This is a genomic window from Embleya sp. NPDC005575, assembly GCF_040605455.1.
Classification (GTDB): Bacteria; Actinomycetota; Actinomycetes; order Streptomycetales; family Streptomycetaceae; genus Embleya.
This window is the reverse complement of the sequence record NZ_JBEXCV010000012.1, coordinates 38072-60404: the sequence shown is the minus strand read 5'-3', so window position 1 is coordinate 60404 and position 22333 is coordinate 38072. Positions and strand designations below refer to the sequence as shown.

Below are 22333 nucleotides of genomic sequence, written 5' to 3'. Positions count from 1 at the left end.
GACAACGCACATTCGTGGGGGTGGTGGGGCCGCGCACGTTCCCTGCCCTGCGCCGGCACGAGGCCCGGCCCTGGGAGCGGTCTGGGAGTGCGGGAGCACGGAACACCTGCAAGAAGGGGCGTGCCGCTCGGGCGCACACCGGACCGCACTTCATTGCGGGTATCGCTCTTCGCTCTTGACCCGAGTGTGCCCACCGGCCTCCCGGCGGGTCCACGACAAAGCGTCGGCCGGGCTTGGACTTTTATGCCGCGCCGACCGCTTCGCCGGCCGCAGGTTCGGCCGAGGGTCTGCCCGCCCCCGCCTGGCAGGCGGCCGGCCGAGCAGGCGTCCGACCAGGTGTTGAAGTCGGCGTCGTATCGGGTGCCGATGCCGGTGCCCGACCCGTGCGCCGCACCGGTCAGGGCGAGGTGTAGGTACGCGACATCCAGGTTTGGAAGTGCGGGGCGCGTGCGATGAGTTCGCGGTAGGCGTCCACCGCCGAGAGGTACAGTGTCTCGGCGATGTCACCGGCCCGCCCCTCACGGCGCCACACCAGCAGGTACCGGGCCCACAGCGGGGTACCGGTCAGCGGTTTGACGACCACTCCTGGGATCGGCTGGATCGTGGCCTGCACGACGGAGACACCGATACCCTCGGCGATCATCCGCTGCAACTGGGCCTGGTCACCCAGGAATTCGTGTACCGCCGCAGGCGCGAACCCGGCCGTTTGGCAGGCTGCGTGGAAGACGCCCGGCCAGCCGGCTCCGTCGTCGGGGGTCAGAAACCAGGCCTCGCCCGCGAGTTCGGCGAGCGCGATATCGGTGCGGTGCCGGAGCCGGTGACCGGTGGGCAGGGCCAGGAAGACCGGCTCGACGATGATCCCACGGTGCTCCAACGCGTCGGAGTGCGCAAGCTCCCGGCCGGGGTAGTCCACTCCGATGGCAACGTCGATCTCGTCGCGCTCCAGCAGTTCGACGATGTCCGAGGATGCGTAGACACTGCTCACGGTCAGCGTGAGCGCGGGCAGGACATCACGCAGCCGTCTGACCAGTCCGGGCAGGATGGGCGTGTTTGTGGCGGCCAGCCGCAGCGCACAATCGGGCTCGGTGCCGTCCACCGCCGTCGACCCCCCGATCCGCTCCGCCGCGGACAGCACCTCACGCGCCTGGGCCAGCACCTGCGCCCCGAACGGCGTCGGCCGGACACCGGCGGCAGTGCGCTGGAACAGTTGTCTGCTGAAGTGCCGCTCCAGGCGACCCAGTTGAGTACTCACCGCAGGCTGGCTCCGGCCGAGCATCACCGCCGCCCGGCCCAAGCTGCCGGCCTCGGCTATGCAACAGAGGGTCCGCAGATGGCGAAGTTCCAATTCCATGCGTGCACCTCGGCGTTGCTCGGATCGACCGCCGTGCGGCCCGGACAAAATCCCGATGCCCGGCGGCGGTAGCCGACGGCGTATCCGGCGGACCGCCGAACGCATCCGGCCTCCGTCGAGCCACCTGCAGGGAACGACCCGGGAAACATCGGACCTCCAGCCCGGAGGCTATGGGAGATTCGCCGCGTCGCCAAGAGGCGCACGTGCCCTTTCCGGACCGGGCCGGCCCGCCACCGCGCCCTCCGAACCCGAATAGAAAATTCCTGTTATCCACCCGCACCGGCCGGATCTCCGACAGGGGTAGGTCTGTACCAAAGAGATCCAAGGGTTGCCGAGCGGCCGGGACACACCGCCCGGAACTCAAGCCACAGCCGGTGAGGTTGGGGGGCGGGGCAGGGTGACCACTGCACGCACGGCGCGGACCCTTCCCTTCGACCTCGCTCGATCGTGATCGGCGCCGGCGCAGGAAGGGGCCACCGGGGCCCGGTCTCGGGGTCGCCCGCCCAGACAGACGGGCGTTGACGCCGTCCGCGTCCACGCTCGTGTCGAACAGCACGTCCGGCAGCGCCAGGCACCGCACCCGTGACACCCAACCTCCCTGCGGTTGTTCGGGCTTGGGCTCGCCGAAGGCCCAGCGGCGTGCCCGGTTGCCGAGTTGCCGGACGAGCGGTTCGAGTTCCCTACCGGCGGGCGTCAGCCGGTGCGCGGAAGGCCACCGGTGTCCCTGCGACACTCCGCTCGCGTGGATGGTCGGGCGGAAAGCCCCGCCCGCCGGGCACCAAGTAGCCCACACCCCAAATGCTCACACACAGTGATGCGACCTTATGTGACCGTCCGATTGCGCAATGTCATGAGCCGGGTGACGGTTGTGGAACCCCCGTTCATTTCGATGGAAGGCATGTCTGTCATGCGCAAGACTCGGATCATCGCCATTCTGACCAGCGCCGCGCTCGCGAGCGGAGCCGGTACCGCAGTCGCCATCGGCGAAGCCGGCACATCCCCGGCGGCTGCCGGCGCCCACGTCGCGTCTCCGGCACAGCCCGCCGCGCTCTCGATGGAGGCCGCGACGAAGCAGATCGAACAGCTCGGATCGATGGGGGCGCTGGCCAAGGCGTCCGCCGACCTGCTCGCGGCAGCGCAGCCGCAGGAGGGAACCGTCGCGGACACCTCCAAGGTCAAGGAGCACCTGACGGCCGTACAGAACGCGGGCAAGGATCTGCTTGCCAAGGCTCCGACGGACAAGACCTCCACCTCCGCGACCTCGGCGGCGCCCTCGGCCACCATGACCCAGGCGGTGTCCACGGTCGTCTCGAACGCCGAGGCACTGGCGGCGGCGATCACGAGCCCGGACAGCAAGCCGGTCACCCCGCCGGCTGCCAAGGGCAGCAGCGACGTTCCCGACATCGCGAACCTGGTGAACGCACTCGCCAAGAGTCTCCTCGACCTGATCGGCTCCCTCGTCGGTACCCTCACGGGCCCCGGCGGTTCCGCGATCTGAGTCGGCCACCGGCCCGGGTCGGTGTACATGCCGACCCGGGCAGGCGTGCCACCGGTGGCACGTCACGTGTAGTCGCACCGTCGCGGCAAGGCACGGTGTGACGGGCGGGCCCCCTCCTCGACCATGAGGAGGTGGCCCGCTTTCGTGCACACGCACACGCGAGGCGGTCCCATCACGCCCAGGCGCGGGATCCTGCCGTGCGAACAACAGGTGCGGGAGCGCGTCGGTATCACCCGGCCGGCATTCCGCGCTCCCAGGACCTCATCAGCCCACGGGCAAAGACCACGCCCCGGGGCTCGGGCGGAACGTCTCCGCGACACCAAGGACTACCGCCCCGCGCGCTCGATAGGCGTAGGCCACCGGTGTCGTGTGGGACGTCGGGGTGGGGACCCCGGTGCGTCTGAACGATTGTCGGTGCGGGTACACGCCGTCGTCCGGCGGCCGGGAGCGTGTCGGGTACTGGCGCGATCCGGCCGCGTTTCCGCGTTTCCGCGTTTCCACCATGCAGGGAGAAAGTCGTGACCTTCGCATCCGATCCCGAACCACCGACGACGGCGCATTACAAGCCCGCGGCGCCGGCCGCGCGTACCGAAATGTGGGCGGCCCCGCCGGGGGCGCCCGCCCAGCCTCCGCAGCCCGCCTCGCCTGCGACCCGCCTGGGGTGGGATGCGGCGCCTTCGCTGCCCGCCTCCGCGTCGGCCGCCGCACGTTCCGCGCCTCGGGCGCATCCGGCACCGGACACACTGGAGTCGCCTGCGCCGGGCAGGCCGATCGACCCGATCGGGGAACGCTTCGACGACGCAGCGCAGGCGCCGGCGGACGACGCGGCGAAAAGCCTGTTGCGTCTGGCGGCCGCACATCGGCCGATCCCGGACGTCGCGCGGATGATCGCGATCCTGCGGGACTCTTCGCAAAAGGCCGCCGACGACGTGTTGCAGGCGGCGGCCATGACGCGACCGGTCAGCGACCTCGTGCTGTTGGCGGAACTGTTGAGAGAACCCACACATCCCGCGCACCGCAGGCGCACCGCCGCGGAGCCCGACGCGCCGCAGTAGGCCGACCGACCCACCGCAGTGAGCCGACCGGCCCGGCGGGCAGGGCGCCGCCCGCGAGGAACCGTCGGCCCGCCCCGCAGGCGGGGGCGGGCCTGCGGTGGGCCACGGCGGTGACCCGGGCGGTGTCCGGATCGGCGTGGGGCAATGCCTTCCCGCGAGGTTGCGGGCGTACCCGCTGGTCTGGACGTCGTCGTCCTTGCGTGTCCGCACCCCACGCGCCCCGCCCGCGACAACCCGCACATCCGACCGGGTGAACCACGAACCGCAGATTGTTCGGCGGCACTGCGATGAGATCGACTATGCCGAAGTGGTGGCTCTGATCGCCAACGCGGACGCCACCGAGGCTGAGGATCTCGCCTGCAAACAGGCACACCACCCGGCCGCTCCCGAAAGTCGCGAGAATCCGGCCAAGGACGTGGCGGCGTTCGCCGACACGTGTAATTGCCTTGTCGAGACCTTCAGGGCGTCAGTAGTACGGCGCGGGCGTCGACGTTGAGAACGTGCCCGCCGGTCGATGTGACGACGGGGGCGTTCCAGTGGACGTGTCCGCAGATCGTCAGGGCGGGTGGTCCGAGCCGGACCGGGCGCCGATCTCGGCCCGCCCTAGGCGGTCGTCGGCGCCCGGTCCGGGGGCCCCTCGTGCAGGATCAGCACCGAGGGATCCTCGCCCAACACCCGGCCGAGCAGGTCGAGTTGGGCGCGCTCGGTGCGGCGGCCGGGTCGGGCCGGGTCGCCGATGATGCGGCCCACCCCGCCGAAGCGGACCCCGCCCAGGTCCACACAGTCTCCGTCGAGCAGCGTCACGTGCCCACCGGCCTCGGCCAGTTCCGCCGCCGACACCAGGTCGTGATTGCCGGCCACGCCGACCACGAACGGACAGCCGGCCGCCGCGAACGCCCACCACACGTCCCCCCACCACCTCACCCACAGCCCCACGCCACTGGGCCTCGACGTCGGCTGTCGTCGGGGACCGAGCCAACGGCTCGGCGGCACGCCGCGTCGCACCTGCTGCCCGGCCGCCGGTCGGCTGCTCAGGAGGCGGCGGGATCGACCACGACGAGTTCTTCGATGTGCTCGCTCAGTTGGTCGCGCGCTTCCTGGGGCAGGCCCGTGTCCATGATCAGCGTGTCCGCGTCGCCGAGTTGTGCGATCGTGCTGATCCCGATCAGGCCCCACTTGGTGTTGTCGGCGACCACGACCAAGCGGCGGGCGGCTTGTACGAGGGCATGATTGGTCTCCGCCTCCAGCAGGTTGGGAGTGGTGAATCCGACGCGCGGGCTGATGCCGTGCACGCCCAGCATGAGCATGTCGACGTTGAGACTCCGCAACGCCGCGACCGCGACGGGACCCACCAACGCGTCCGACGGCGTGCGCACGCCACCGACGATCACCACGGTCTGGTCGGAACGGCCGGATTGGTGGAACACGTCCGCGACCGGGATCGAGTTGGTGACCACCGTGAGCCCGGGGACGTCGACGAGTTGCCGGGCCAGTGTCCATGTCGTCGTCCCCGCCGACAACGCGATGGCACTGTTCGGCGCGACCATCGCCGCCGCACGTCGGGCGATCGCCTCCTTCTCCGCGGCCTGGAGCCCGGACTTGGTCACGAACCCCGGCTCCTCGGTCGAGCTGCCGTCCCTGGAAGTGGCCCCACCGTGCACCTTGGCGATCAGCCCCTGCCCGGCCAGCACTTCGAGGTCGCGTCGAATGGTCATGTCCGAGACCCCGAATTTCCGCACCAGCGTCGCGACACGGACGGACCCCTGATCGGCGATCATTTCCAAGATCGTGTTTTGGCGCTGACGTGCCAGCATTCCCGATCCTCTCGCCCGTAGGTAACCAACATATTCCAACATAGCAGTGTTCGTTTTCCCGCACCGCGCTTTGCCACCGGGAAAGATCCTTATGCACGCGGCCTTTCCGGCCCGGACGAAGGCGCTGCGGCAGGAGTGTTACCAAACCGAGTCTTGTTGGTTAATGTTGGAACTGCTAGATATGTGAGTCGCATTACGAGCGAATACCGCGCATCCATGTTCGATTTCAAGATCGTCCTTTCTCGTGCGCAAGGAGATTCCGATTACGCAAATCCGGCCCTCCCGCAGGTCGGAGCGCTTTCGTCGACGGGAGCGAAACATGACGGCCGGGCATGTCGACGCATCGACCATCGAACACACGCGGTCCTCCCGGGCCGCCGACATTCACAGGGGCTGACCATGACGCACCGCAGACGCACCCGGCAAAGGGCCGCGATGGTGGCGGCGTTCGCACTCGCCGTGGCGCTCACGGCCTGTTCGTCCGGCAAGGATGAGAACAAGTCCGGAGCGCCCTCGGGCGCACCGGTTTCCTTATCCGGCACGATCAAGATCGCGTATCTGCAGAAGCAGGGAGACCAGCAGTACTTCGTGGACGAGGCGGACGGCGCCCGCGCGAAAGCCAAGGAACTCGGAGTCGATCTCAAGGTCGTGAACCTGGGCAACGACACCAACAAGGCCGTCAGCGAGGTCCAGGCGGCAGTGGCACAGAAGTACAACGGTGTCGTGATCGTCGTACCCGACCCCGCCGTGGGACCGCAGGTCGTCGACATCGCCACGGGTGGTGGCGCACCGCTTCTCGCGTCCGACGACCAGATCTGCGTCGGCGGGGCCGACCCGACCAAATGCGCCAAGGACAAGCTGGTCCCGCGCGTGGGCTTCAGCGGCCCCCAGATGGGCACGCAGGTGGGCCAACGTGCGGCCGAGGAATTCAAGAAGGCGGGCTGGGTTCCCGCCGACACCGCGATCATCGCCGCCTGGAAGCAGGACGTGACGGTCTGCACCGATCGGGTCGAGGCCGCCCACGAGGCGTTCAAACAAGCGACCGGCGTGGACGTCAAGGTACTCAAGGTCGGCACCGACAACACGCCGCCCGACGCCCAGAACAAGACAGCGGCCACGATGAGCGGCAACCGATCGGTGAAGCACTGGATCGTGTGGGGCTGCAACGACGAGAACGTGAGTGGCGCGGTCACGGCGCTGCAGAACGGCGGCTACGGATCCAACGACGTGATCGGCGTCGGACTGGGCGCCTATCTGGCGTGCAAGGACTGGGGTTCCGGCAAGCCGACCGGGATGAAGGCCGCGTTGTTCATCAACGGCCACGAGGTCGGCGGTCTCGCCGTGCAGACCATGGTCGACCGGCTCAGGAACGGCAAGCCCTTCCCCGCCGAGGCGTTCGCGACCACGAAGATGGTCGACCCGTCGAACTGGCAACAATCCGGCCTCAAGTGCACATGACCCGGCCGGGCCCGCGGCCGCGTCGACCCGCCCGCCGGCGCCCTTGACCGCACCGTCCGGCACGAGTCGCGGCGACCCGGGCGCCCGCATGGGTCGCCGCGACCTCCCGAACCGCCCTGGAGGTCCAGCCATGACGAAAAGCCCACCTCTCGACCTCCCGGGCCCCGCGCTCGCCGTCGAGAACATCCACAAGGACTTCGCCGGAGTCCACGCACTGCGCGGCATCACGCTGGACTTCCCCCGCGGCACCGTCACCGCGCTCATGGGGGAGAACGGCGCCGGCAAGTCGACCCTCATCAAGATCATCAACGGCGACCATCGACCCGGCGACGGCCGTGTCCTCGTCGCCGGCACACCGCGCGAACTCCACAGCCCCGCCGACGCACGCAGGCACGGGATCCGGGTGATCGCGCAGGAGCCCGAGATTGTCCCCCATGTCAGCGTGGCCGAGAACGTCTACATCGGCGCACTGCCGCGCAGGAGTGGCCGCCTGCTCGACCGAGGCACGCTGTATCAGCGCATGCGCTCCGACCTCGAACGCCTGGGATTCGCACACGCCATCGCCCCCGAGGCGCTCGGATCCCAACTCTCGCCCGCGCAGCGCCAGCTTGTGGAGATCCTGCGCGCCCTCACCACCGAGGCCGCCGTCCTGGCCTTCGACGAACCGACCTCGTCGCTGTCCGAACACGAGGTGGAAGCGCTCTTCGACCTCATCCGGCGGCTCCGCGACCAAGGCCTCGCCATCATCTACGTCTCGCACCGCATGCAGGAGATCTTCCGCCTCGCCGACCGCATCGCGGTGCTGCGCGACGGAGAGCTTGCCGGCGTACGCGACGCCTCACAGGCCGACGAAGGCGAGGTCGTGCGACTGATGGTCGGACGCGACCTGTCGGCGCTGTTCGCGCGCGGACGCAGCGCCGGCGACCGCGTCGTCCTCGACGTACGCGACCTCACCACCGAACACGTGTCCAACGTGCACCTCGATGTACACGAGGGAGAGGTCGTCGCCCTGGCCGGCCTGGTCGGCGCCGGGCGATCCGAACTGGCCGCCGCCCTCGTGGGAGATCTGCCGATCCGCTCCGGCGAGGTGCGCGTCGAGGGCCGGCCGCTTCGGCTGCGCATCCCCCGGGACGCCGTTCGGGCGGGCATCGGCTACGCGCCCGAGGAACGCAAGGCCCAGGCGTTGTTCATGACCGGCTCGGTCCGTCACAACATCAGCGTCGCCGTCCTCGACCGCCTGCGTCGCTTTCGATTCGTCAGCTCGCGTCGCGAACGACGCCTCGCCCACGAGTTCGTCGACCGCCTCGAAGTGCGCACCCCGTCGATCGACCACGAGGTGCGCAAGCTGTCCGGCGGCAACCAGCAAAAGGTCGTCCTCGCTCGCTGGCTCGCCCGTCGACCCAAGATCCTGATTCTGGACGAACCCACCCGCGGCATCGACATCGGCGCCAAGGCGGAGATCTACCGCCTCATCGACGAGTTGGCCGAAACCGGTGTCGCCATCCTCGTCATCTCCTCCGAACTGCCCGAGGTGCTCGGTCTCGCGGATCGGATCGTCGTGATGCAAAACGGCAGAATCACCGGCGAACTCGACCGCGCGGACGCCGACGAGGAGGGCATCCTCGCCCTCGCCATGGCTTACGACCTCGCCGAACCGACCCAGGGGAACCCGTCATGACCACCACGACCAACGCGCCGCCACCGATACCCGCCACCACCGCCGGCGCCCACGCCCGGACGTTACCCCGTCGCGTAGCCACGGCTGTCGGCGCGCAGAACACCAGCCTCATCGGTGCGCTCATCGTCGTCGTCGGCACCTTCGCCTGGCTCGACGACGGCTATCTCACCACCGCCAACATGACCGTGATCGGCGACACGGTCGCGGTGACCGGCCTCCTCGCGGTCGTACAGACCGTCGTCATCATCTGCGGCGCGCTCGACATCTCCGTCGGCTCGCAAGCGGGCATCGCCTCCGTCGTCAGCGCCATGGCGTTCACCTCGACCGACGGCAACGCGGCCCTCGGCGTTCTCGCCGCGATCGGCGTCGGCATCGCGGCGGGCGTGGTCAACGGCATCGTCATCGTGTACGGGCGGGTCAACCCCGTCATCGCCACACTGGCCACCCTCGCCGCGTACAAGGGTGTCGCCCAACTGCTGGCGGGCGGGCGCGCACAGGGCTACGTCCTCGGCGACGACTTCTTCATCTTCGTGGCACGCGGCAAGATCCTCGGACTGTCCGTCCAGATCTGGACGTTGTTCGTGGTCGCCGTCGCCGTACACATCCTGCTCAAGTACACCGACATCGGCCGCAACATATACGCCATCGGCGGCAACGACACCGCGGCCCGCCTGGCCGGCATCAACATCAACAAGTACCTCGTATCCGTGTACGCTCTCGCCGGCGTCGTAGCGGCGATCGCCGGAGTCATCCTGACCGCGCGCACCGGCTCCGGCCAGCCGACCTCCGGCAGCGAAGGCCTGGAGCTCAAGGCCATCACCGCGGCCGCACTCGGCGGCTGCGCCCTCAAGGGCGGCAAGGGCGGCATCGGCGGCACACTCCTCGCCGTCTTCCTGCTCGGCGCCCTCGAAAACGGCCTCAACGTCGTCGGCGTCAATTCCTTCTGGCAAAACGTCGCCCAAGGGGCGCTCCTCGTCGTCGCCGTCGTCATCCAACAACGGCGCAACGGGGAACGCGCCGTCGGATTGCCCACGTAGGAAGCGGCGTTCACGATCGAGCAGTCGGTCCGGGGGCCTCGGCGCCCCGAACAACCCGACATATATCAACATCCCAACATCCCGAGCGTTTGCAGCAAGTGCCGTGCATTGCCGCGATTTGCCCTCTTGACACACTCGCTGTCGCAACGATGGGATGTTACTTCCCGTTGAAATACGTTCGAACTTGATGATTTCACGGGTCCGGAAGTACCCATCGCACCACTCTGCACCTGCGCTCTCTCGAATCCCCGAGCTCTGGAGCCGTCCGTGCATACGGTACGAACCACCCTCGCCCGCCGCCTTGCGGCCACTCTCACCGCGCTGCCACTCCTGATCCCGACGGTGGGCACGGTCGCACTGGCCGGTGCGTCCGTCGTCGCCGCCCCGTCGGCCGCCGCGGCGCCCGACGGCCAGGCGGCGCTCCCCCCGATGGGGTTCAACAACTGGAACTCGACCCACTGCCGGGCCGATTTCAACGAGGCGATGATCAAGGGCATCGCCGACCTCTTCGTGTCGAAGGGGCTCAAGGACGCCGGCTACCGGTACGTCAACCTCGACGACTGCTGGGCGTTACCGAACCGGGATGCCTCGGGCAATCTGGTCGCCGACCCGGTCCGCTTCCCACACGGCATCAAGGCCGTCGCGGACTACGTGCACGGAAAGGGTCTCAAGTTCGGCATCTACACCAGCGCCGGTACCAAGACCTGCAACCCCGCCGGATTTCCCGGCGGCCTCGGCCACGAACGGCAGGACGCGAACCTGTTCGCCTCCTTCGGTGTCGACTACCTCAAATACGACAACTGCAACAACCAGGGCGTGGACGCCAGAAAACGCTACACGGACATGGCGAACGCCCTGCGCGACACCGGCCGGCCCATCGTCTTCTCCCTCTGCGATTGGGGCGAAAGCAAGCCCTGGGAGTGGGCAGCCCCGGTCGGTCACCTGTGGCGCACCACGGGCGACATCGGGGACAACTGGTCGTCGATGATCGGCATCGCACACCGGAACCAGCCGCTCGCCCCGTACGCCGGCCCCGGCCACTGGAACGACCCGGACATGCTGGAGGTCGGCAACGGCGGTATGACGGGCGCCGAGTACCGCACCCACTTCACTCTCTGGTCGATGATGTCCGCGCCACTGTTGATCGGGACCGATCTGCGCACGGCGAGCGCCGACACCTTCGGGATCCTCTCCAACGCCGATGTGATCGCCGTCGACCAGGACCCCCTGGGCAAGCAGGGCACAGTGGTCGCGAACAGCGGAGGTCTGGTGATCATGGCCAAGGAGTTGGCGAACGGAGACCTGGCCGTCTCACTGACCAATGAGACCGGGGCCACCGCCACCGTCTCCACCACCACGGACGCCCTGGGCATCGCCAACCGCGGCCCTTACCAACTGAAAGACCTGTGGACCAAGGCCGTCTCCACGAACACGACCGGCACGATCAGCGCCTCCGTACCCTCCCACGCCACCGTCGCCTACCGGATCACACCCGGTTCGCTCCCACTGCCCCCCTCCGGCACGTCCCACCTGTCCGACGTCCCCTGGACGGGCATGGCCAACGGCTGGGGACCGGTGGAGAAGGACCGGAGCAACGGTGAGCGAGCAGCCGGCGACGGCAGGGCCCTGACGATCAACGGCGCCGTGTACGCCAAGGGCCTCGGCGCGCACGCCGCCGGCAGGATCACCTACCACCTCGGTGCCCGGTGTACCGGCCTGACGGTGGATGTGGGCGTCGACGACGAGAGCGCCTACATCGGGGCGGTCGCCTTCCAGATCTATCGGGACACCACGAAGGTGGCGGACAGCGGCGTGATGACCACGTCGGACCCGTCCAGGAGACTCACCGCCGATCTGACCGGTGGCCGGACGCTGACCCTCGTCGTCACCGACGGGGGCAACGGCATCGACTACGACCACGCCGATTGGACGACCCCCAGGCTCACCTGCAACTGACCCACCGACGGCCCGATCGGCCGGCTTCCGGAACGCTTCCCGCGTCATGATCGACCTCACCGCGACGGGGATTCGACACTTTCCGGAAGTCGGCCGTCCCCCCGCCCGCCCCGGTGCCCGCCCCCATGCACCGCCGCGAGCCGACCGACCCGGCGACCTCGACCCCCGGCAGGCCGCCCCTCGTCGCCCCGCGCTCAGCGGCCGGCGGTCCCGACCCGGCACAGGTCGGTCATGCCGCCATTGCGGAGGTGGATGGCGGGCTCGTCCGCGTCGACCACGGGGAAGGCCAGATTCGGATTCTCGCCCGGTTCGAGGCCTACCTTGATCGGCCAGGTGGTGATGCCGACCTCGGCGAGCGCGCGTTCGGCCCGGGCACGGGCATAGGCGAAGGTCATGCATCGGGTGCTCCCCAACCCGGGGCCGTTGAGCATCGCATTCAACCGACGAACCTGCTCGACGGTGGCTCCCCCATACAGCGCGCTCTCGTCGGGGCGGGTCATGCCCAGTGCGGAACACGCCTCCTGTGGCGTGGTGCCGGCCGGCTGCGGCATGACGAACACGTCGTGGTTCCCCGCTTTCTGTGCACAGGCGACCAGCGGTGGCGTCGCCGGGTGCGCGACGGTCCGGTCCGGGCTGTCGGCGGGCAACTGGGTGCGGGCCGTGTCGGTCATCGCGTCCCAGTACACCGCGCACGCCGCTTCCGGCGTCTGCCCCGGCCCGATGTGCGCCGCGTACAGGAACTTCGGGGTCTTCGTGTACTCATAGGAACACGAGGCCGCTTCGGGGAAGGACACGCGCGCGGGCGAGTCGTCCACGAGGATCGCCGCCGCGGTGGCGCCGGCCACGACCAGGACCGCGGCCGGCACGCCGATCCGCCGGATCAGCCGCCGGCGCCGGGGCCGGGGGGCCGTCCCGGCCTCGGCGTCATTCGCGTCCCGGAAGGCCCGGTCCAGGGCCGAGCGCATCTGCAGAGCCCGCTCGGGCGGGAGCTCCCGCTCCGCAGGTACCGGCATCAGCGCGGCGAGGTCCGCGATCGTCGCGTCGTCGACCTCGATTGTCCGGTTGTTCATCGGGCTTCCTTCCTGGTGCGCAAGGGGGCGTGGATTCGGGCGACGGTCTCGGGGCGTCGGGGTTCGCCGGCGTGGTCGAACGGCACCCGCGCTTCCGCACTCGGCGGCTGCTCGCGTTCGGCGAGCCTCCTGAGCTTGGCGCGGGCCCTGGACAACCTGGACCGGACCGTGCCGACCGGTATGCCGAGTGCTTCGGCGGCGGCGGCCGAATCCAGGCCGGCCCACACGCACAAGGCGATGACGTCGCGTTCATGGCGGCGCAGCTCGCCGAGCAGCGACTGGACCCGTGCGATGGTGCGGGTGTCGTCGATCCGTTCGACCAACAGGTCGGCGAAGTCGGGTACCACCTGCTCGCGCGGCATTTTGGCGAGCACCGCCTGATGCCGTCTGGTCGTCCGGCGGCTGTTGTGGGTGACGTTGGTGGCCACGCCGAGCAGCCACGGCCGCAGCGACCCGCCGTCCTCGGCGACCCTGCCGCGCAATTGCCACGCCTCCAGGAAGGTCAGGGCCACCACGTCCTCGGCAGCCGCCCAGTCGCCGATCAGACGAAAAGCGTGGTTGTAGACGGATCCGGAGTGCTCGACGAACAACTCCTCGAAGGCGCGCGGGTCTCCGGCTCTTATCCGCGCTCTCATACTTGTTTTCACACCCTTAGCTGTCCGGCAACGCCGTGCGCGCTCCCGCCACATGACGCGGCTCACATCCATACTGTCGGCGCGGATCAGCCGTGGGCGGGATCGACCGTCGACGGCGCCCCCCGCCGGTCTTGGAACGGGCCCGTCCGGTGGGGGTGATGGTGCGTCGGACTGGACGGCCCGGCAACCGGGCCGGCGTAGCGACACGGTGCCGATCGCCGGGGCTCGATGTCGCGCAACCGCCGTCGCCTCGAAGCGGGCGTCAACTGCCCTGACGCTTGGGTGGTCGTCCAGGACAGCGTGGCCGCGAGCCGACCGCCGGCACGGTCTCCGGTGCCCTTCTTCGGCTCCGCGCACGTGTTCCAGGTGGCTTCCGTGCAGTTGCCGAACCCTGATCGGCTGCTGCCGCCGAGGTCGTAGGCGAGGATCACGAGCGTCCCCTCGACGACGGGGCGACCTGTCCCTCGACGCACTCGGGGATTCGGGCGTCGTGGCGGAGAAGCCGTGCGGGGCGGGCGACGAGGGACAGCGGGCGCTTCGGCCGTGGACATCGGAGAATCGAAGGAGCGGGGGAGACGGATTCGACAGTCGGTTCCCGGCCGTTTCGGCAGTCGGTTCCGCGCCGCCCGTACGTCCGGATCCAAGCCGCTGCGCCGATGGGAGCCGATGCGCACGGTGGGCCGAATGCCGTGGCCCGCCTGTCGCAGGCCGATATCCCGGGCGGCGCCGGCAGGAGACCAGGTCGTGCCCGGAAGGGAAAAAGTCGTGCTTTTCACCGATCGTGTCGACGCGGGACGAAAACTGGCCGAGCGCCTGGCGCCCTTCGAGGACCAGGACGTGATCGTGCTCGGCCTGGCCCGGGGAGGAGTGCCGGTGGCCGCCGAGGTGGCCGATGCGCTCCGCGCCCCGCTGGACGTGTGCCTGGTGCGGAAACTGGGCGTTCCCTTCCAACCGGAGCTGGGAATGGGCGCCGTCGCCGAAGAGGGAGTCACCGTCCTCAACGACCACGTCGTGCAGGCCTCGGGCATCTCCCGGACCGAATTGGAAGCGATCGAACGGCGGGAACGGGAGCTGCTGGAACGGCGTGCCCGCCGCTACCGGGGCGAACGGCCACCGTTGGAACTCGGCGGCCGAACCGTCGTGGTCGTCGACGACGGCATCGCGACCGGATCCACCGCCCGCGCGGCCTGTCGCACCGTCCGCGATCGAGGTGCGGCGCGCGTGGTGCTCGCCGTACCGGTGGCGCCCGCCGGCTGGGGGCAGGGACCGGATCCGAACGCCGACGAGGTGGTCTGCCTACACAACCCTGTCGGTTTCATGGCGGTGGGGCAGTTCTACGCGGACTTCTCCCAGACCACCGACGAGGAGGTCGTCGAGCGCCTCGATCGGGCCGTCGCTCGCCGCCCGGAGTCGTCGTCGGAGGCGGAAGCGGGGGCGGGGGCAGGTGCGAGGACGGGTAGCGGATCGACCCGGTCTTCGGGATCCGCGCCCACGGACAGGGACATCGAACTGTCACTCGAAACCGTGCGGCTTCCGGGGCACCTGATCGTGCCCGCAGGAGCCGAACGGATCGTCGTCTTCGCGCACGGCAGCGGCAGCAGTCGACACAGCCCGCGCAACCGCTTCGTGGCAACCGCGCTGAACCGAGCCGGCCTCGGCACGTTGCTGTTCGATCTCCTCACCGAGCCCGAGGAACACGCCCGATCGAACGTCTTCGACATCGAACTGCTGGCCCGACGCCTGATCGACGTCACACGCGAGCTCCGGGAGCGGCCCGAAACCCGAGGGCGGGCGGTGGACTACTTCGGAGCGAGCACCGGCGCGGCCGCCGCACTGTGGGCGGCGGCCGAACTCGGTGACGACGTGGGCGCGGTCGTCTCCCGGGGCGGCAGGCCCGACCTGGCGGAAGCACATCTGCCCGCCGTCACGGCCCGGACATTGCTCATCGTCGGCGGCAACGACCACGTGGTCCTGGAACTCAACAACCGCGCGCGTACCTTCCTCCGCTGCGAAAGCCGCCTGGAGGTCGTCCCCGGCGCCGGCCACCTGTTCGAGGAACCGGGCACCCTCGACGCGGTGGCCGACCTGGCCCGAGACTGGTTCCTCGGCCGACCGACCGCCGGCGCGAAGGCGCATTGAGCGCGGGCGACGATGTCGTCGCGAGCCCGAGGGTCCGCACGCGGGCTGCCCTCGCCGCAGGGCACGAGACGCTGAAACCTCCTCGCGTGCGACACGGCCCCGCACCCCGGCGACCGCCTCGCACCCCCGCGCTCGACCGGCCCCCGGCGCATGGCGATCCTCGAAGGTGACTCGACAGCCACATAGAGTGACTGTGGGTGTCATTTCGTGGGTCGCGACGACGCCGTCCCGCGCTCGGCATGCGCCGGTGTGCCCGCAGCCGAAGATGGGTGGAACCGCAGCGACCGGGTGAATCCGAGGCGACATCCAGGTTCGTTGAGAGCGGGTTCAGCGGTGAGCGTAGAGACTGGCGCGGACACCGACCGGCAATCGGCGGGAGGGCCACGGCGGCATCGCCCCGAGTCGGAAGGCGCCCACATCGCCGCCACCGTGCAGATGCCCGGTGGCCTCCCGCTGGTCGGTGTGGCCGTCCGCGTCATCCTCGGGGATCCTCGGTCGCCGCGCGGAACCCTCCGCTTCCCGACGGCGGCCCGGCGCCAGGGGAGGCGAACGCCGACGAGCGGACGGCGAGGGATGCGGGGCCGTCGACCCGGCCGGCCATCCACGGCTCGTCGTCCCCACCAGTCGTGCATACGAATGACCCCGGTGTTGCCGAGGTCGCGATACGGAGGAGCCAATGGGCATGTCGGCCGATACACCCGCCGCAGCACCGGCAGCGCCGCAGGATCCCTTCCGCCTCGTCCGCAGCCCCGAGTACCTGAAGCTCCTGGTGGTGGCGGCGATTCTCGGGGTTCCCGTCTCCGCGGCGGCGTACGGATTCCTGGCCCTGGTCGGCGAGCTCCAATCGTGGACCTACACCGACCTGCCCGAGGAGATCGGCTTCCAGCGGACACCGCCTTGGTGGCCGCTGCCCCTGCTCGTGGTGGCCGGCCTGCTGGTCGGGACGACCATCCGCCGTCTGCCCGGCGAAGGCGGCCACAAGCCGGCCGAAGGTCTGAAGGCCACGGGCGTCGCCCGTCCGATCGACCTTCCCGGAATCTTCATCGCAGCGTTGGCGACCCTCAGCCTCGGGGCGGTGCTCGGCCCCGAGGCACCGCTCATCGCGCTCGGCGGCGGGCTGGCCGCCGGTGCGCTGCGCTTGATGAAGCGGAACACCCCGCCCAACGCCGTGGCGGTCGTCGGCTCCGCCGGGAGTTTCGCGGCCATCAGCACCCTGCTGGGGTCCCCGCTCCTGGGCGCATTCCTCCTGATGGAAGCCTCGGGACTCGGCGGCCCACTGCTCGGGATGGTCCTGGTGCCGGGCCTGCTCGCCTCGGGTGTCGGCACGCTGGTCTTCATCGGTCTGGACGCATGGGGAGGGCTGGGTACGTACTCCTTGACCCTCATCAACGTCCCGCCCGTCTCTCGTCCCGACACCGCCGAGTTCGGCTGGGCCCTGGTCATCGGCGTCGCGGCGGCGGTGTTCGGTGCCGGAATCCATCGGCTCTCGCTGTGGCTGCAAGCCCGTGTCGAATTGCGGACCGTGCCGGCGACCGTGCTGATGGGCCTGGTGGTGGGCGGGTTGGCGATCGCCTACGCGGAAAGCTCCGGTAAGGAGGCGGCCGACGTGCTGTACTCGGGCCAGGACGCGCTCAACCCCCTGCTCGCCGGCCGTGCCTCGTACTCCGTGGGCGTGCTGGTGTTGCTGCTGGCCTGCAAGGGGTTGGCGTACTGCGCGTCGCTGAGCAGCTTTCGCGGAGGCCCGATCTTCCCCGCGATGTTCCTCGGAGGAGTCGGCGGCATCGTGCTCTCCCACTGTCCCGGGTTGCCGGTGACCTACGGGTTTGCGATGGGCATCGGAGCGATGAGCGTGGCGATGCTCAAACTCCCGATGGTCTCCGTGTTGCTGGCCACGCTGCTGCTCGGATCGCCGGGCCTCACCGTCATGCCGGTCGTCATCGTCGCGGTCGTGGTCTCGTACGTGGTGTCCCTGCGACTCGCCCCGACACCCCCCGGCTCCCCTCCTCCGCCACCCGAGGCACCCGAGGCACCCAAAGCACCCAAGGCACCTGACCGGACGACGTGAGGGCCCGAGCGGGGCCGGGATCCAGGAAAATTGCCCCTGATCGTAACGTTCCGCCCGACTCGCACTCCTGCCTGCCGCACTGTCGGCCGCAGCGCCGAGCCGACCGGCCTGAGATGCTCCTGCGGCCCGGCAGGCCTAGGGTCGAAAGGGGGCCCGGTGAGCCGGGCGGCGACAGTGGCGCCCGGCAACCACGAGACTCGTGAGGAAGCTGATCATGACCACATCGCAAGACACACCCGTGTTGGACACCCTGGCTGCCATGACCCTCGACTCGCTGGAACGATGCGGCATGGCCCCGGACACCCTGGTCCTCACCCGCATTGCCGCGCTCGTCGCCATGGACGCACCTCCGGTCTCCTATCTGGCCCATTTCAGGGCGGGTTCGGCGACCGATCTGACGCCGGAGCAGATCCAAGACGTCCTCGTCGCCATCGCGCCGGTCGTCGGCACCGCGCGAGTCATGGCCGCGGCCAATCACATCGCCAAGGCTCTCGGTATCGAGATCGCCGCCGCCGAACTGACGCCCGACGCCTGAGGTACCGGCGTCGACGCAGTCCGGTTCAGGGTGCGGGCCTTCAGCCGCCCCGGCGCGTGGCCGGCGGCACTGGGCGCCCGTACCCGGCTGATGCGGGCGGCGGATGACGGAGCAGTACATCGCGGCCGCACGGAGGCCGGCGGCCCGAGCCCGGCGGGGTCTTGGTCCGGCCCTGCGGCGCCGGGTTCAGTCGCCGGAGGGGAACAGCGCTGAAGCGATTCAGGCAGCCGGCATGGTCGGCGCCATCCAGGCGGTCCGCTGCGGCCAGGGGCGGGAGGTGGGCATCGGCGGTTCCACCGGCGTCGCCGCGGTCACCCCGACGATCGGTATCGCGGATGCCTTCGATCGGCGTGGCCGGGAGGCTCGGCGGCGCCGGGGGCCGCGCGGCAAGGGCAAGGCCTATGTCTGGCAGGCCACCGAGCCTGCCGCCGCGAACACCTGCGATGTGGACGGTGCTTGCGGTGCCGAGGGGCGGCGGTGACGGACGGCAAAACGGCCGGGGCCGCCCCGGCCCGGGCCGCCGCGCCCGAAAGTGACCCCATTGACGTCAGCGGCGTCGCGGAGCGGGCGCGCGTCATCCGCGGCCGCTGGGCCATCGCGGCGGTGTTCGCCGTGCACGGCGCGGTGACCGGCAACTTCGCCACCCGCGTGCCGTGGATCCAGGACCACGCGGGCATCGGCCCGGGGCAGTTGGGCGTCGCGCTGGCGTTCCCGGCGATCGGCGCCTCGCTCGCGATGCCGCTCGCCGCCGCGATCAGCCACCGGCTCGGCGCACGCCTCGCGCTGCGGATCCTGTTGTCGCTGTGGACACTCGCCCTCGCGCTGCCGTCGCTCGCGCCGAACCTCGTCGTGTTGTGCGTGACGCTCAGGCCATCACGGGCGTCGCGACGGTCACGTACACCTCGGGCCTGGTCGCCCCGTCGCTGATCGGGGGGTTGGCGCACGCGACGTCGCCGGTGGCCTCGTTCGGCGTGGTGACGGCGCTGTCGTTCGGCCTGATCGCGGGCGCGAACGTGCTCCGGGCAAAGACGAAGAGCTAGCGCCACTCCCGGCAATTCACCTGGTCCTCGTGCAGCTACAGGCGAGCGACGTCCTCGACATCGCGCTGCCCGCCCCGACCACGCTGTCGAGCGGGCAGGCCGTCGAGCTTCCCGTCGAGTCCGGCTCCGTCACGCGCACGGCTCTGCTCTTCACCAAGAGCCGCGGAGTCACCTGTGTCATCGCGGCCGGTAACGCCGGGACCGACCCGGACACCGTGGGCTCCTTCCCCGATTCCGGCGCAGTGGTCGTCGGCGGGATCATCCGCGACCAGCCGCCGGCGCCCGTTTCCTTCCACGTGGGTTCCCCCTCCAACACCGGGTCGCGCGTGGACTGTTGCGCCTGCGCCGGCGAGACGACCATGCTCCCCCGCCTGGCACCGGCCACCGTGCGGACGGTCGGCGAAGCCGACGCCGGGACATCGGTCGCCACCTCGATCGTCAGCGGCGTGGTCGCAGCGATCCAAGGCCGCACATGAAGCCCGTCAGGTCCGCGGATCGGCGGCCCTCGGCGCCATGGCATCGACGCGCTTCGGCGGGCGCAGTGCGACCATGCGGCGGGTGCCCCACAGCCGGTCATAGGCGTACGTCACGTGGATACCGGCCTTCAGCGCCAGTCGCCGGCCGCGCGACCAGCCGAGGAGGCGACCCATACAGTCCATTACCGCGAGGCTCACGTCGCGGTTCACCTTGATCTCGGCGCGGGCAGTCTTGTGCAGGGCTCGTCGGATGTCGATCCGCCAGCCGCGCGCGGACAGACGCAGCAGCTCCTCGTGGCAATACGCGAGGTGGTTCTCCTCGTCGTCGCAGATCATCCGAAGGCTGCGGCCGATGTCGGGCTCGTCGCCGAGGTATCGGCGCAGCATCCGCATGTCCTCGGCGGCGCGCTGCTCGGTTACCCGGCTGTGCACCAGGTATTCGACGATGTCGGCCTCGGTCATCGGCTCGTCGCGGCGCAGCCGGTCGTGGGCGAGGCCGATGCCTTGGCGTTCGAGCAGCATGCAGTAGTCCGTCTCGGGTGGGACGTCGACTGGATCGAGCCCGCGACGGTGCAGCATGGCGTTGAAGATGCGCCCGTGCTTGTCCTCGTCGGCGCCGTGCCGCGCGACCTTGGGCGCCAGTTCCGGGTCGGAGACCAAGGCGGCGATCCGCCCGTTCTCCCACCCTCCCTGGCTCTCGCCTTTTGCGGCGATGCTACAGAACAGGCGGAACGCCTCGTCGTTTCGGTGGATCTCCTGAAGAATGCCACGGGGGCTGAGCATGACCGGGCCTTCCTTTTCCGCAGGCACCGCGTATGCCGCTGAACTCGGTCACTGGACCAGGTACCGGAACGATCGTCGGATAAGCACGGGTACCACCTCTCGGTGAAGCGAAACCGGGTGATCGATCTACAGCAGTTCGGGAACGGCCGCAGCGTCACCGTGTGGTGCGAACGACTGGGTCCGGTGGCCTCGGGCGCTACGGGAATCCGCGACGGCTCTCCGAGGGGTAGGGCGTATGCGGGATCGCCGGGGTGACGCGAAGGGGGTTGCCGTGCCTCGGCCCGCCGGCCGGCCGGGGCAGCGACCTTGAGAGTGTCGCGGGCGCGAGCCGCCGGGCCCGGGCATGGGACGCCGTACCTCGCGCAAGGCGCGACGAGGGCGGCCCATGCCCGGGATGCGGCGGCCCCTGAGCCGCCACGCACCGGAACGGGTCTCGCGGATGAAGGCGGGTGATCGACTGCGCGAGGCTCGCCTACTGCTGTCCGAGCCACAAGTCGGGGCCGAAGACCTCGTAGTGGATCGCCGCAGCGGGCAAGCCGCGGCGCAGAAGATCGCCGCGAACGGCGCGCATGAAGGGCATCGGTCCGCACAGATAGGCGGTCAGGCCGTCCGGAAGCGCGAGGGCGCCGATGTCGACTCGGCCGATGGATGCGGAGCCGTCACCGTCGCCGAGGATGTCGATCCCCGCGTCCTCGTACCACAGATGCAGGGTGGCATCCGGCAACGCGTCGACCAGCGACCGTTGTTCGTCACGGTGGGGGTGGTCGGTTCGGCTGCGGTCGGCGTGCACCACGGTCACCCGGCGGGTGGATGCGGTGGTCGCCAGGTGGGCGAGCATGGCCAGCATGGGCGTGACACCGATACCGGCGGACGCCAGGAGCAGCGGGCCGTCGCCGTCGGGGAGAACCAGGTCACCGAAGGGCGCGGACACGGTCAGCAGGTCACCCACTGCGGCGTGCCGGTGGAGCCATGTCGAGACTTCGCCGTCCGGAGCGCCGCCGTCGCTGACGCGTTTGACGGTGATCCGCCAGTGCGGACGGCCCGGCGCGGAGGACAGGCTGTACTGGCGGATCTGGTGTGCGCTGTCGGGCAGTTCGGTCTGCACACTGATGTACTGCCCGGGTCGGAACGCCCCGGCGGGGCTGCCGTCGGCCGGTCGCAGGCTGAACGAGACCACGTCGGGGGTCTCCTCGTGTCGTTCGATGATCTCCATCCGTTGCCATGTCCGGCCGTCGGGGAATCCGGCTTGCCGGTAGAGCGCGGCCTCGGCGGCGATCAGGGTGTTGGCCATCAGCCAGTAGACCTCCTCCCAGGCGGCGGCGACCTGGGGGGTGACCGCGTCGCCGAGTACTTCGGCGATCGCCGCGAAGAGGTGATCGTGAACGATCTTGTACTGGTCCGGTGTGATGCCCAGGGCTGCGTGCTTGTTGGCGATCCGGGAGAACATCGCGTCCGGTCGGGCGTCCGGCCGCTCCACAAGCATGCTCGCGAACGCGGCGATGGATCCGGCCAGTGCCTGTCGCTGCTCTCCGTTCGCCTGGTTGCCTCGGTTGAACAGGTCGCGCAGCAACTCGGGGTGGGCGTCGAACATCCCGGCGTAGAACCGCCCGGTGATCTCGTCGAGGGCGGCGCCGACGGCGGGCAGGGTGGCACGGATGACCGGTATGGATCGCTCGGACAGCATGAATCCTCCAAATTGGTAGATGATCTTCATATTTAAGCGTGGACGTCGACCCCCTTCCC

General features: G+C 69.7%; 19 protein-coding genes and 1 pseudogene. 13 read left to right on the top strand and 7 right to left on the bottom strand.

The genetic code is table 11. The features are described from left to right. Positions 1 to 397: 397 nt before the first annotated feature. Positions 398 to 1351: a LysR family transcriptional regulator gene (locus tag ABZS54_RS06485; protein WP_355531693.1), complete on the bottom strand. Its 954-nt coding sequence runs from the start codon at positions 1349 to 1351 to the stop codon at positions 398 to 400. Between the two features lie 898 nt (positions 1352 to 2249). Here ABZS54_RS06485 and ABZS54_RS06480 point away from each other — a divergent pair. The 3 genes from ABZS54_RS06480 to ABZS54_RS06470 all read left to right on the top strand — a co-directional run bounded on the left by ABZS54_RS06480 (position 2250) and on the right by ABZS54_RS06470 (position 4400). After that, complete coding sequence (locus ABZS54_RS06480; protein ID WP_355531691.1) at positions 2250 to 2849, top strand: hypothetical protein; 600 nt, start codon at positions 2250 to 2252, stop codon at positions 2847 to 2849. 518 nt (positions 2850 to 3367) lie between these two features. Next, a complete protein-coding gene (locus tag ABZS54_RS06475) occupies positions 3368 to 3904 on the top strand; it encodes a hypothetical protein (RefSeq protein WP_355531689.1) in 537 nt (178 codons plus the stop codon). 250 nt (positions 3905 to 4154) lie between these two features. Further along, the gene (locus ABZS54_RS06470; RefSeq protein WP_355531687.1) at positions 4155 to 4400 is read left to right on the top strand and encodes a hypothetical protein; all 246 of its coding nucleotides are present in this window, start codon (positions 4155 to 4157) and stop codon (positions 4398 to 4400) included. A 107-nt stretch (positions 4401 to 4507) separates the two neighbouring features. On the opposite strand, the gene ABZS54_RS06465 is transcribed toward ABZS54_RS06470, so the two are convergent. Together ABZS54_RS06465 and ABZS54_RS06460 are read right to left on the bottom strand one after the other, a co-directional pair. Next, a complete protein-coding gene (locus ABZS54_RS06465) occupies positions 4508 to 4828 on the bottom strand; it encodes a hypothetical protein (protein ID WP_355531685.1) in 321 nt (106 codons plus the stop codon). Between the two features lie 107 nt (positions 4829 to 4935). Next, on the bottom strand, positions 4936 to 5718 hold the full coding sequence (locus ABZS54_RS06460; protein ID WP_355531683.1) for a DeoR/GlpR family DNA-binding transcription regulator: 783 nt from the start codon (positions 5716 to 5718) through the stop codon (positions 4936 to 4938). A 153-nt stretch (positions 5719 to 5871) separates the two neighbouring features. On the opposite strand from ABZS54_RS06460, the gene ABZS54_RS06455 reads away from it, so the two are divergent. The 4 genes from ABZS54_RS06455 to ABZS54_RS06440 all read left to right on the top strand — a co-directional run bounded on the left by ABZS54_RS06455 (position 5872) and on the right by ABZS54_RS06440 (position 11847). Further along, positions 5872 to 7176: a substrate-binding domain-containing protein gene (locus ABZS54_RS06455; RefSeq protein ID WP_355531681.1), complete on the top strand. Its 1305-nt coding sequence runs from the start codon at positions 5872 to 5874 to the stop codon at positions 7174 to 7176. Positions 7177 to 7306: 130 nt separating this feature from the next. Continuing rightward, on the top strand, positions 7307 to 8854 hold the full coding sequence (locus ABZS54_RS06450) for a sugar ABC transporter ATP-binding protein (RefSeq protein ID WP_355531679.1): 1548 nt from the start codon (positions 7307 to 7309) through the stop codon (positions 8852 to 8854). After that, a complete protein-coding gene (locus ABZS54_RS06445) occupies positions 8851 to 9891 on the top strand; it encodes an ABC transporter permease (RefSeq protein ID WP_355531677.1) in 1041 nt (346 codons plus the stop codon). Before ABZS54_RS06450 ends, ABZS54_RS06445 begins: the two co-directional genes overlap by 4 nt. Before the next feature lie 429 nt (positions 9892 to 10320). Further along, entirely contained in the window at positions 10321 to 11847 is a 1527-nt protein-coding gene (locus tag ABZS54_RS06440; protein WP_355531757.1) for an NPCBM/NEW2 domain-containing protein, read from the top strand. Between the two features lie 194 nt (positions 11848 to 12041). Here ABZS54_RS06440 and ABZS54_RS06435 read toward each other — a convergent pair whose 3' ends face one another. Together ABZS54_RS06435 and ABZS54_RS06430 are read right to left on the bottom strand one after the other, a co-directional pair. Beyond that, a complete protein-coding gene (locus ABZS54_RS06435; protein WP_355531676.1) occupies positions 12042 to 12917 on the bottom strand; it encodes a hypothetical protein in 876 nt (291 codons plus the stop codon). After that, positions 12914 to 13552, bottom strand: a complete 639-nt coding sequence (locus ABZS54_RS06430; RefSeq protein WP_355531674.1) for an RNA polymerase sigma factor — start codon at positions 13550 to 13552, stop codon at positions 12914 to 12916. Before ABZS54_RS06430 ends, ABZS54_RS06435 begins: the two co-directional genes overlap by 4 nt. Before the next feature lie 765 nt (positions 13553 to 14317). On the opposite strand from ABZS54_RS06430, the gene ABZS54_RS06425 reads away from it, so the two are divergent. The 6 genes and pseudogenes from ABZS54_RS06425 to ABZS54_RS06400 all read left to right on the top strand — a co-directional run bounded on the left by ABZS54_RS06425 (position 14318) and on the right by ABZS54_RS06400 (position 19807). Next, complete coding sequence (locus ABZS54_RS06425) at positions 14318 to 15691, top strand: phosphoribosyltransferase family protein (RefSeq protein WP_355531672.1); 1374 nt, start codon at positions 14318 to 14320, stop codon at positions 15689 to 15691. A gap of 682 nt (positions 15692 to 16373) precedes the next feature. Next, on the top strand, positions 16374 to 17756 hold the full coding sequence (locus ABZS54_RS06420; protein WP_355531670.1) for a chloride channel protein: 1383 nt from the start codon (positions 16374 to 16376) through the stop codon (positions 17754 to 17756). A gap of 214 nt (positions 17757 to 17970) precedes the next feature. Beyond that, entirely contained in the window at positions 17971 to 18291 is a 321-nt protein-coding gene (locus ABZS54_RS06415; protein ID WP_355531668.1) for a carboxymuconolactone decarboxylase family protein, read from the top strand. Between the two features lie 232 nt (positions 18292 to 18523). Next, complete coding sequence (locus tag ABZS54_RS06410; protein WP_355531666.1) at positions 18524 to 18772, top strand: hypothetical protein; 249 nt, start codon at positions 18524 to 18526, stop codon at positions 18770 to 18772. 59 nt (positions 18773 to 18831) lie between these two features. Then, positions 18832 to 19149: pseudogene (locus ABZS54_RS06405) on the top strand (MFS transporter); the annotation flags it as partial. A 211-nt stretch (positions 19150 to 19360) separates the two neighbouring features. Continuing rightward, positions 19361 to 19807, top strand: coding sequence for a hypothetical protein (locus ABZS54_RS06400; protein WP_355531664.1), 447 nt, complete (start codon positions 19361 to 19363; stop codon positions 19805 to 19807). Between the two features lie 6 nt (positions 19808 to 19813). Here ABZS54_RS06400 and ABZS54_RS06395 read toward each other — a convergent pair whose 3' ends face one another. Continuing rightward, the gene (locus tag ABZS54_RS06395; RefSeq protein ID WP_355531662.1) at positions 19814 to 20590 is read right to left on the bottom strand and encodes a ferritin-like domain-containing protein; all 777 of its coding nucleotides are present in this window, start codon (positions 20588 to 20590) and stop codon (positions 19814 to 19816) included. Positions 20591 to 21062: 472 nt separating this feature from the next. Next, the gene (locus tag ABZS54_RS06390; protein ID WP_355531660.1) at positions 21063 to 22274 is read right to left on the bottom strand and encodes a globin domain-containing protein; all 1212 of its coding nucleotides are present in this window, start codon (positions 22272 to 22274) and stop codon (positions 21063 to 21065) included. Positions 22275 to 22333 lie beyond the last annotated feature (59 nt).